Annotated in this window: 12 protein-coding genes; 3 read left to right on the top strand and 9 right to left on the bottom strand. The window is 72.8% G+C overall.

From position 1 onward, the window contains the following. Nucleotides 1–385 precede the first annotated feature (385 nt). Nucleotides 386–688, top strand: coding sequence for a hypothetical protein (locus MKK70_RS14205; protein WP_243948519.1), 303 nt, complete (start codon nucleotides 386–388; stop codon nucleotides 686–688). 18 nt (nucleotides 689–706) lie between these two features. On the opposite strand, the gene MKK70_RS14200 is transcribed toward MKK70_RS14205, so the two are convergent. From MKK70_RS14200 to MKK70_RS14185, 4 genes are all read right to left on the bottom strand, one after another. Beyond that, entirely contained in the window at nucleotides 707–1,090 is a 384-nt protein-coding gene (locus MKK70_RS14200) for a RidA family protein (protein WP_243948518.1), read from the bottom strand. After that, nucleotides 1,087–2,292, bottom strand: coding sequence for a lytic murein transglycosylase (locus tag MKK70_RS14195; protein WP_147729234.1), 1,206 nt, complete (start codon nucleotides 2,290–2,292; stop codon nucleotides 1,087–1,089). Before MKK70_RS14195 ends, MKK70_RS14200 begins: the two co-directional genes overlap by 4 nt. 108 nt (nucleotides 2,293–2,400) lie before the next feature. After that, entirely contained in the window at nucleotides 2,401–3,003 is a 603-nt protein-coding gene (gene leuD / locus MKK70_RS14190) for a 3-isopropylmalate dehydratase small subunit (RefSeq protein WP_147729235.1), read from the bottom strand. A 73-nt stretch (nucleotides 3,004–3,076) separates the two neighbouring features. After that, a complete protein-coding gene (locus tag MKK70_RS14185; protein ID WP_243948516.1) occupies nucleotides 3,077–3,796 on the bottom strand; it encodes a HisA/HisF-related TIM barrel protein in 720 nt (239 codons plus the stop codon). 14 nt (nucleotides 3,797–3,810) lie between these two features. Here MKK70_RS14185 and MKK70_RS14180 point away from each other — a divergent pair, with 14 nt between their 5' ends. After that, nucleotides 3,811–4,887, top strand: coding sequence for a hydantoinase/oxoprolinase family protein (locus MKK70_RS14180; protein WP_279603646.1), 1,077 nt, complete (start codon nucleotides 3,811–3,813; stop codon nucleotides 4,885–4,887). Beyond that, nucleotides 4,884–5,084 (top strand): hypothetical protein, encoded by a 201-nt coding sequence (locus MKK70_RS14175; RefSeq protein WP_147729338.1) that lies wholly within the window; start codon nucleotides 4,884–4,886, stop codon nucleotides 5,082–5,084. The genes MKK70_RS14180 and MKK70_RS14175 overlap by 4 nt, the downstream gene beginning before the upstream one ends. A gap of 142 nt (nucleotides 5,085–5,226) precedes the next feature. On the opposite strand, the gene MKK70_RS14170 is transcribed toward MKK70_RS14175, so the two are convergent. Genes MKK70_RS14170 through MKK70_RS14150 form a run of 5 tightly spaced genes read right to left on the bottom strand, consistent with a single transcriptional unit; the run spans nucleotide 5,227 to nucleotide 9,526 of the window. Further along, nucleotides 5,227–6,168: a YncE family protein gene (locus tag MKK70_RS14170; RefSeq protein WP_243948524.1), complete on the bottom strand. Its 942-nt coding sequence runs from the start codon at nucleotides 6,166–6,168 to the stop codon at nucleotides 5,227–5,229. Nucleotides 6,169–6,200: 32 nt separating this feature from the next. After that, complete coding sequence (locus MKK70_RS14165) at nucleotides 6,201–6,740, bottom strand: SRPBCC family protein (protein ID WP_243938988.1); 540 nt, start codon at nucleotides 6,738–6,740, stop codon at nucleotides 6,201–6,203. Between the two features lie 17 nt (nucleotides 6,741–6,757). Next, nucleotides 6,758–7,381, bottom strand: a complete 624-nt coding sequence (locus tag MKK70_RS14160; RefSeq protein ID WP_147729340.1) for a DUF447 domain-containing protein — start codon at nucleotides 7,379–7,381, stop codon at nucleotides 6,758–6,760. Between the two features lie 4 nt (nucleotides 7,382–7,385). Then, nucleotides 7,386–8,951, bottom strand: coding sequence for a DUF6513 domain-containing protein (locus tag MKK70_RS14155; protein WP_243948512.1), 1,566 nt, complete (start codon nucleotides 8,949–8,951; stop codon nucleotides 7,386–7,388). Then, nucleotides 8,948–9,526, bottom strand: a complete 579-nt coding sequence (locus MKK70_RS14150; protein WP_243948521.1) for a uridylate kinase — start codon at nucleotides 9,524–9,526, stop codon at nucleotides 8,948–8,950. The genes MKK70_RS14155 and MKK70_RS14150 overlap by 4 nt, the downstream gene beginning before the upstream one ends. Between the last annotated feature and the right edge of the window lies 1 nt (nucleotide 9,527).

Genomic DNA, 9,527 nt, shown 5'->3' with positions numbered 1-9,527 from the left:
GTGATGGGCGCCCTGCAGAACATCCGCCAGGCGAGCCAGCAGACCGCCGCCGGCACCCGCGAGGTCGAGGCGGCCTCGGCCAACCTCACCGAGCTCGCAGGAGCCCTCATGGCCCTCGCCGAACGCTACCGGCATTAGGCGTCGTCCGGCGCAGGCCCCGGTGGCCGGGCTGAGCCATCGGCTCGCCCCGACGCCATCTCGTCCCGCCGTCGCCGCCGGGGGTCATCGGGGTCTGCTCGAATCCCGGGCGACGGGCCCTGCCGCGTCGACGACCGGTGGCGGAGAGAAGGTCGGCGCTTTCGTCGCCCCCGGCCCTCGGGAACCTCGCGTCGCCGCGACCGGTTTTTCGCCTGGATCCGGCATGCAGCGAGATCGGGAGGCGACGATGGCAGTCAAGACGACGACGCGGAAGACGGTTCGGGCCGTGCTGGCGGCAGGCCTCATTCTCGGCTCGACCGGCGCCGTGCTCGCGCGCGGCGGCGGTGGAGGCGGTGGCAGCGACAGCGGCAGCGGCCTCTCGCCCTACGCGGCACTGAACGGCAACGACCGCTCGGCCGGCGTCAACAACGGCAACTACCGCGATCCGCGGCTCGATCCCTATCTCGGGGCGTACGGCGACGGCTATGGCCGTCCCGTTCAGGACCGCTACCGCCCGGTCCGCCGGCCGTATTACGGGACGCCCTACTGATCGGGCGGCGCAACCGTCTCACCCTAAGGTCGCCGTGACCTCGATCTCGAGCTTCATCTCGGGGCGCAGCAGGCCGGCGACGACGAGGAGCGTCGCGGCCGGCCGGACCTGGGCCAGCACGCGCCCGCAGACCGCGAGCACCGTCTCGGCATCCGCCCGATCGGTGACGTAGTAGGTCGCCCGCACGATGCGCTCCAGGCCGGATCCGGCCTCGGCGAGCACCGATGCGATGGTGCGCCAGCACGCCTCGGCCTGCGCCGCGGCCTCCTCCGGCATCGTCATCGTCGCGTCATCGTAGCCGGTGGTGCCGGCGACGAACACGAAGCCGCCCGTCACGACCGCGCGCGAATAGCCGTAGGCGGCCTCGAACGGCGAGCCCGAGCCGATCAGGCGCCGGCTCACCGGCGCAACGCTTCCAGCACCTTCGCGCCCGGACGGCCGGTCTGCGGCATGCCGAGGCTGCGCTCGATCTCCTTGATCGCGTCGCGGGTCTTGGCGCCGACCTTGCCGTCCGGCTCGCCGACGTCGTAGCCGCGCGCCGTCAGCCGGGCCTGGAGGTCGCGGCGCTCGGCCCGCGACAGCGGCGGGTCGTCGGTCGGCCACTCCGCCTGGATGCCGGGCCGGCCGCGCAGGCGGTCGGAGAGCACGGCGATTGCGAGCCCGTAGGATTCGGCGGCGTTGTAGGAGTAGATCGCGTCGAAGTTCCTGGTGACGAGGAAGGCGGGCCCCTCGATCCCGGCCGGGATCATGATGCCGACGGGACCCTCGGCCGAGAGCGGGCGCCCGTCGATGCGCTTGACGCCGAGCGCGGCCCAGTGGCCGACCGGCTTCTTGTTCTTCCGCCCCGCGGCACCGGCGTTGAAGCCGGCCGGCAGCTTGACCTCGTAGCCCCAGCCCTGGCCGTTCGACCACTTCGCGACGTGCAGGAAGTTCGCGGTCGAGCCGACGGCGTCGGGCACCGAGTCGACCACGTCGCGGCGGCCGTCGCCGTCGAGGTCGACGGCGAGGCGCTGGTAGGTCGTCGGCATGAACTGGGTCTGGCCGAAGGCGCCGGCCCAGGAGCCGGTGAGGCGGCCGGGCTCGATGTCGCCGCGGTCGATGATCTTCAGCGTCGCCATCAGCTCGCCGCGGAAGAAGTCGCGGCGGCGGTTGCCGGAGCAGGCCAGCGTCGCCAGCGACTGCACCAGCGGCATCTTGCCGAGGTTCTTGCCGAAGTTCGATTCCACGCCCCAGACCGCGGCGATGGTGAAGCGGTCGACGCCGTAGCGGGCCTCGGCCTGCGCCAGGGCCTGCCCGTACTGGCGCATCGCCGCCTTGCCGTCGTCGACGCGCTCGTCGTCGACCAGGGCCGCCATGTAGTCCCAGATCGGCGTCTTGAACTCGGGCTGCGCCTGGGAGAGCTCGATCACCTTGTCGTCGAAGCTGATCCCGTCGGTGGCGCTGCGGAACGCCTGCGCCGACACGCCCTGCGCCGCCGCCTGCTGCTGCAGGCCGGCGAGGCAGGACTGGAAGTCGGCCCGCGCGCCGGTCGCCGTGAGGCAGGCGAGGGCGAGCCACGGCAGGATCGGCCTGCGGGAGGATCGCTGCCAGGAGTCTCGCCGCATCGTCGTCGCTCGCATGGTGTCCGGGGCGCCGGAGCCTGATGAGGGAACGGTTAACGCAGGCTTAAGGCCGGATCGCGGTGCGGACGCTCCCCCGCGGTCCGGCCGCGCTCACGCCCAGCCGCGCGCGGCCAGCTTGTCCTCGTAGGCGTCGATCTTCGGGGCGCGCTTGAGGGTCAGGCCGATCTCGTCGAGGCCGTTGAGCAGGCTCTCCTTGCGGCCGGGATCGATGTCGAAGTGCAGCGTGCCGCCGTCCGGGCCCCGGATGGTCTGCGCTTCGAGGTCGACCGAGAGGGTGGCGTTGGCGCCGCGCTCGGCATCCTCGAACAGCTTCTCGAGGTCTTCCGGAGAGACCACGATCGCCAGGATGCCGTTCTTGGCGCAGTTGTTGAAGAAGATGTCGGCGAAGCTCGTCGAGATCACGCAGCGGATGCCGAAATCGGTCAGCGCCCAGGGCGCGTGCTCGCGCGACGAGCCGCAGCCGAAATTGTCGCCCGCCACCAGGATCCTGGCGTTGCGGTAGGCCGGCTGGTTGAGCACGAAGTCCGGGTTCTCCGAGCCGTCGTCCCGGTAGCGCATCTCGGCGAACAGCCCCTTGCCGAGGCCGGTGCGCTTGATCGTCTTGAGGTACTGCTTCGGGATGATCCGGTCGGTGTCGACGTTGATGATCCGCATGGGCGCCGCGACGCCCTCCAGGGTGGTGAATTTTTCCATTGGTCTTGCCGTCTGTCGCGTTTCGCTCGGTGCCTGCCGGCACCCTAGCAGCGGCGTGCCACGGCCGGAAGGTTCAGGGCAGGTCCTCGGCGCGGAGGGTGCCGTCATGGATCGCCGACGCGACCAGGGCGCCCGCGACCCCGGCGCGACGGAGCGCGGCGAGGTCGTCCGGGCCGCGCACGCCGCCGGCGGCGTAGATCCGGCGGCCGGGGGCCAGGCGCGCGGCAGCTTCCAGCCCGGCGAGGTCCGGCCCCGATCCGACGCCGATGCGGGCGAGCGTCATCACGATCACCTCCGGCGGCCAGTGGCGGGCATCCGCATGCAGGCCGGGCGGCCCGAGCCGGCTCGCGCCGCGGCTGTCGAGCGAGAGCACGGCCCGGTCGCCGAGGCGGACGACGAGGCCCTCGTCGGCCTGGCTCTCGCTGCCGATCACGGGGCGGCCGAGCCCGGCGGCGAGGAAGGCCTCGACCGTCGCCGCCTCGGCGAAGCCCGCATCGACCCAGAGGCCGATGCCGGGGCAGGCCCGCGCGATCGCCGCCAGCGCCCCGAGGTCGGGCGGGGCACGATCGACGATCGCGTCGAGGTCGGCGACGTAGAGCGTCCGCGCCGGGACCGCGGCGAGGAGGCCGCGGGCGATGTCGGCCGGCGCCGAGCCCTTTGCCAACGGGGTCTCGATCGGGGCATAGCTCTGTCGCTCGCCGGCGCGTGCCCGCACCACCCGCCCGTGGCGCAGGTCGATCACCGGAATCACCGCGAACGGCGTCGTCGCGCCCTCGCCCTCTGCGTCGCCCATCAGTGAGATCGCCCTTGCCCGCCGCGCATCCGCTTCCCCGCCCTGCCAGGACGATCGGATGGGATCTCGGCGGGGTGCACGTCAAGGCGGCGCTGGTCGAGGGCGGCATCGTCCGCGCGGTGGTGCAGGCGCCGTGCCCGCTCTGGCGCGGGCTGCCCGCCCTCGACGCCACCTTCGCCGGGCTGCCCGACTGGGCGCGGGGGGAGGCGGCGCACGCCGTGACGATGACCGGCGAGCTCACCGACTGCTTCGCCGACCGGACGGACGGCGTCGCGCAGCTCGCGGGCTGGGCGGCGACGCACCTGGCCGGCGAGGTCGCGATCTATGCCGGGCGCGCCGGCTTCGTCGCGCCGCGGGATGCGGAGCCGAACGCCGCGGAGATCGCCTCGGCGAACTGGCACGCCACCGCGGCCCTGCTCGGGCGGCACGTGCCCGACGCGCTGCTCGTCGACGTCGGCTCGACCACCGCCGACCTGATCCCGATCGTCGGAGGCCGCGCCGCCGCCGCCGGCTACAGCGACGCCGAGCGGCTGGAGACGGGGGAGCTCGTCTATACCGGCGTCGTGCGCACGCCGCTGCTGGCGCTTTCCGACCATGCGCCGTTCCGGGGCCGCCGCACCCGGCTGATGTCCGAGACCTTCGCGCACGCGGCCGACGTCCACCGCATCACCGGCGACCTTCCCGAGGGCGCCGACCAGCAGGCGAGCGGCGACGGCAAGGGCAAGTCGGTGCCCGAAAGCGAGACGCGGCTCGCCCGGATGATCGGCCGCGACCGCGGGGAGGGGACGGACGAGGACTGGCGGGCGCTTGCCGGCCACTTCGCCGAGGCGCAGCTGCGCCTGCTCCACGACGCGGCCGCCACCCTGCTCTCGCGCCCCGACATCCCGGCCGCGGCCCCCGTGATCGCCTGCGGCGCGGGCGCCTTCCTGGCCGACGCCCTCGCCCGGCGCCTCGGCCGGCGCTGCCTGCCCTTCACCGAGGTGCTGGCGGATCGCATCGCCGGCCGGCCAGACTGGGCCTCCACCTGCGGCCCGGCGCTCGCCGTCGCGCTGCTCTCCGCCGACACGCTGGTTTCGAAGGAAGACCGATGAGCGCCCTGAAGATCCTCGCCCGCGTCCTCACCGCCCGGGTCGGCCCGCATATCGAGCTCGCGCTCGCCACCGAGGACGGCGAGACCGTCAAGGTGCTGGCGACGCCCGACCAGATCGACCGGCTGATCGACGAGCTGGAGGACATGCTGCACGCGCCGGAGGGCCCGGAGGACGGCGAGCCGCCCGAGGCGGCGTGATCGACCGCAGGACCACGCCCTCATCCACGGGGAGAGGGTTGGGGTGAGGGGCGTGACCGCTCCGGAAAACGCACGCCCCTCATCCTGTCCTCCCCCTGGGGGAAGGGACCCGCGCCACGTCAGGCTTCCGCCCGGCGCGACGTCAGCGCAGAAAATCCCCGAACGCCCGCGGGCTGTCGTCGGTCTTGATCTCGCGGGTCACCGTCAGCGTCCGCGCGTCGATGACCGAGAGCGTGTTCGAGCCCCAGTTGGCGACGATCACCGAGCGCCCGTCGGCGGTGGCGGCGATGCCCTCGGGGTGGTCGCCGACCTCGATCCGGGTCACGGGGGCGAGGGTGGCTGGATCGAACACCGTGACGGTGCCGGAATACTGGTCGGTGACGAAGCCGCGCTCCCCCGTCAGGGCGATCACGTAGGGGCGCTGGCCGGTCTTCACCCGGCCGACCTCGCGCGCCGCGGCGAGGTCGATCACCGACACGTCGTCGCCGGTGACGTTGGCGGTGTAGGCGCGCTTGGCTTGCGCATCGAGGGTGATGCCGAAGGGATGATGGCCGACGGCGATCGTCCCGGTCTCGCGGCGGGTCGCGGCGTCGACCACCGAGACCGTGTCCGCCTCGCGGTTGGCCACCAGCAGCATCGCGCCGTCCGGCGTCACCGCGATGCCCGACGGCGAGGCCCCGACCGCGATCTCGCCGTCGAGCCTGAGGCCCGCCTCACCCGGCACCAGCACGAACACCCGCTTGGCGTACCAGTCGGCGACGTAGACGGCGCCGCTCCTCGGGTTCGCCGCGATGCCGAGCGGGCCGCCCGGAAGGGCCAGAACCTGCGCGACCTTGCGCGCGGTCAGGTCGACGACGGCGATGCCCGGCGCGTCTGGGCAGGTCACGTAGGCGGTCCTGCGATCGGGGGAGAGCGCGATGCCGGCGGGCGAGCCGGCGACCGGGATGCGCTGCAGGATCGTGCCGGCCTCGAGATCGATCACGTCGACGGCGTTGTCGCCCTGCACCGTGACCACCGCCTCGGCGGCGCGCGCGGCGAGCGGCACGAGCCACAGGGCGAGGGCGAGCGAGAGGCCGGCGCGCAGCCGGCCTCCGCGTCGCGATGTGATCGAACGGCTCAAGAGCCCTTCTCGACCTGCGCCTTCAGCGCGTCGAGACCGGTGCGGTAGAGGCCGCGCACGGCCTTCTGCGAGGCCTCGTCGTTCAGCTCGGGCGGCGGATCGTTGTTCATGTAGCCGCGGTAGAACGCGCCGTCCCACGACACCTTCGACTTGCCGTCGCCGTCCGCCTCGACCTTGAGCGTGGACGAGTAATCGTTCACCGGCAGGGTCTTCACGTCGACCTTGGTGATCCGGTACGAGTAGCTCATCTTCTCGGCGGAGTACTTGTACAGGCTCTCCTCGACGGTGGCGCCGCCCTTGAGCGTGAGGACGCGGGTGGCCTTGTCGGGGGTGTTGCCCTCCTTGCCCTCGGTCTTCTCGACCAGCGGCAGCCAGCTCATGTCCTGGAAGTTGCCGATCACCTTCCAGACCTTGTCCGGGCTGGCGTTGATCTCGACGGTCTCCTCGACCTTCTTGCGGGTCGGGCCGTGGGCCTGGGCCGTGGTCGCCGCCACCGCGGCGATCACCACGGCGCTCGTGAGGGCCAGTCTTCTCATCATGGGCAGCTCGATCCTCATGGGGGTGTCACTCCTGATCCGCCGTCTCGTGCGGCGGCGGTGTCGGCGAGGATGCGGCCGTCCGTCCCGAGATGGGCGGCGACCTTGTCCTCGATCCAGTCCCAGGCCTCCCGCTCGCGCGGGCCGGCCGTCTTGGATATCGCGATGGCGAGATAGCGCATCTCGGCCATGACCTTGTCGGGCGTCAGCATGTGGAGCCGCGTCGAGAGGATCGCCGCCTCCAGCACCGCGGCCTGCGCCCGGTTGTAGCCGATGAACGGGGCGTGCGCCGCCGCGTGGACCTGGCGCCCGCGGTAGCGCGGCCGGGTCGGGTCGGCCTCGACCGCCGCGACCTCGAACTCGGCGTGGCCGAAGCTGTCGGCGAGGCGCCGGCCCGGGATGCGGTCGCACGCCACCGTCGGCCAGTCCCGGCGCCCGGTGACCGCGCCGGCGATCACCCGCACGTCGCGCGGGCTCGAGGCGCAGAAGCAGGGGTTGGCCTCGAGGTTGAGGATCGTCGGCGAGGGCCGGAACGGCGCCAGCACGTAGTCGTCGCCCTCCGCGATCAGGCCGAAGGGCACGAGGTGCAGGGCGCCCTCTCGCGAGAGCGTCGTGACGATCGTCTCGAGGATCAGCGGCACCGGCTCAGGCCTCCCCGGCCGGCACGAGCTTGCCGCAGACGAGCTTTTGCGCGGGCGCCCGGGGCGTTTCCGACACCGACGCCTCGGCCGCGGCCGCGTCCGGCGCGATGGTGCGGGGCGCCGAGGCGCCGGCCTCGGCCGGAACCTGCGCGTCGCGCGCGCCCTGCGGCGCGTCCGGGCCGGAATGCTTGGTATGGCCGGCCTTCTTGAAGGCGGTGGTGTCCTCGACCTCGGCTTCGGCGGCGCAGGCCCAGTCGAGCGGCTCGTCCTGCACGTAGCGCTTGCCTAAGCGCCACGCGGTCTCGGCCTTGGTCAGCTCGCCCCCGAGGTAGAACGCGTGGGCGCCGTCGCTGGCGACGTCGAGGTCGGTGAAGAAGGCCATCGCGTCGGTGCCGACCTTGTGGACGTCGCGGTTGTAGAGGTGGATCCCGTCCTCGGCGACCGCGATCCGGTAGTTCGGGTCGCGGACCTGCGCCGCCAGGGCCGCGATCTCGTCGGGCGTTTGCACGAAGGGACGCTTGTCGTGAAGTGCCAGAAGTGCCCGGCCGTAGCCCTTCGGCAGCGCGGCGTCGGCCTTGGCCGCGAACATCACCCGCCTCGCGGCATCGTGTTCCTCGACCGTGCGGCGGGTGTGGTTCGAGACCTGCACGATCAGGACGTTGCCGATCGACAGCTCCGAACACATCCCGACGAGGAGCGCGGTGATCCCGAGGCTGTCGGCCTCCGTCAGCTCCGTGAGGTTGCCGGTGCCCATCATCATCGCGATGTCGGGCCAGCGCGCGCGGGTGGCGCGGTAGCGCGCGATCGAGTCGACGAAGCCGAAATGGATCGGCTCGAGGATCGGGTCGGCGATGAACGGGCGCCCCGCCTCCACCATCCGCGCGATCGCGCGGTCGAGGGAGGGCAGGTCGTCGGGCCGCATCGGCACCAGGATCGGCACCGCATCCGTCTCGAAGGCGAGGTCCAGCGTCTCCTCGTTGAGGCTGAGCAGGAAGTCGGCCCCGGCGGCCGCACCCCGGCGCAGCTCGTCGATCGAGAAGGAATCGACGCTGACCTTGAGGCCCTGCGCCTTCAGCCCGCGCACGCAATCCTCGAGATGCGGGAAATCGGTGTCCGGCAGGCCGCCGAGGTCGATCACGTCGGCGCCCCGGCGCGCCAGGTCCAGGCCCTTGGCCACCACCTCGGCGGCCGTCATCTTCGAGGCGTCGACGATCTCGGAGAAGATGCGCAGGTCGTGGCGCGACAGGTCGACCTTGCGGCCGGCGAGCCCGAGATGGGCCGGCAGGTCGACGATCTCGTCGGGGCCGCGCTCGACCGGCAGGCCGAAATGCGCGGCCAAGGCCTCCGGGTTCGCCCGGCAGCGCCCGGGCAGGATGATGCGGGTGGCGCCCTCGGGCAGGGTGACGCGGCGCTTGATGATCTCCTCGGTCATCAGCGCGGCGACCTTCACCCCGGAATCGGCGATGCTCCAGGCGAACCGCTCCGGGGGCAGGGCGCTCGCGACCTTCTCCAGCCGGGCGCGGGCGAGCTTGCCGGTGACGAAGACCAGGTGCTCGGGCGCGGCGCTCATGCGGCGGCCCGCGCGTGGACCGGCCGCGCGCCGGCGGGGCCGAGGATCGAGACCGCGCCGCGGTAGCGGCCGGCGAAGGCCGGGAACGCGGCGTCGACGAGGCCGATCCGGGCGAGGTCGCACGCGTCGGCGCCCGCCGGGGCGTCGGCGGACTTCACCAGGATGCAGCGGGCGGCCTCGATCCGCGTCGCCGCCCAGAGCGCGAGGCTGTCGGAGGTCACGTCCCAGGATTCCGGGATGTCCGGATGGCCGGCGCGGAGGGCGATGGGGTCCCAGATAGCCGATACGGCACTCTCCCTCCCCCCCTTGCGGGGGAGGGAGAAGGGAAGGAGGCGCGGCTCGATGGCGTGGAAACACCCCGCCATCCGGCTCATCGCATCGAGCGCGCGGCGATGCGCCTCCGCGTCGTCGAAGCCGAGACGCGCCTGGTCGAGCCGCACCGCGTCGGCGAAGGCGCCGCCGCCCGGCACGACGAGGCACGGGCCGAAGGCGCCGTCGGCGAGCGCGGCGAGCAGCGCTTGCAGGCGTGCCGGGTCGGCGCAGAGGCTGCCGCCGACCTTGACGACGGTGTGCACG

Source organism: Methylobacterium sp. E-041 (assembly GCF_022829665.1).
In the GTDB taxonomy this organism is placed as follows: Bacteria; Pseudomonadota; Alphaproteobacteria; order Rhizobiales; family Beijerinckiaceae; genus Methylobacterium.
This window is presented reverse-complemented; position numbering and strand designations above follow the sequence as displayed.

Coding starts and splice junctions, on each gene's coding strand:
- MKK70_RS14205 (WP_243948519.1), top strand. CDS start 386: ATGGCAGTCAAGACGACGACGCGGAAGACGGTTCGGGCCGTGCTGGCG.
- MKK70_RS14155 (WP_243948512.1), bottom strand. CDS start 8,951: ATGAGCGCCGCGCCCGAGCACCTGGTCTTCGTCACCGGCAAGCTCGCC.
- MKK70_RS14175 (WP_147729338.1), top strand. CDS start 4,884: ATGAGCGCCCTGAAGATCCTCGCCCGCGTCCTCACCGCCCGGGTCGGC.
- MKK70_RS14195 (WP_147729234.1), bottom strand. CDS start 2,292: ATGCGGCGAGACTCCTGGCAGCGATCCTCCCGCAGGCCGATCCTGCCG.
- MKK70_RS14165 (WP_243938988.1), bottom strand. CDS start 6,740: ATGAGAAGACTGGCCCTCACGAGCGCCGTGGTGATCGCCGCGGTGGCG.
- MKK70_RS14185 (WP_243948516.1), bottom strand. CDS start 3,796: ATGGGCGACGCAGAGGGCGAGGGCGCGACGACGCCGTTCGCGGTGATT.
- leuD (WP_147729235.1), bottom strand. CDS start 3,003: ATGGAAAAATTCACCACCCTGGAGGGCGTCGCGGCGCCCATGCGGATC.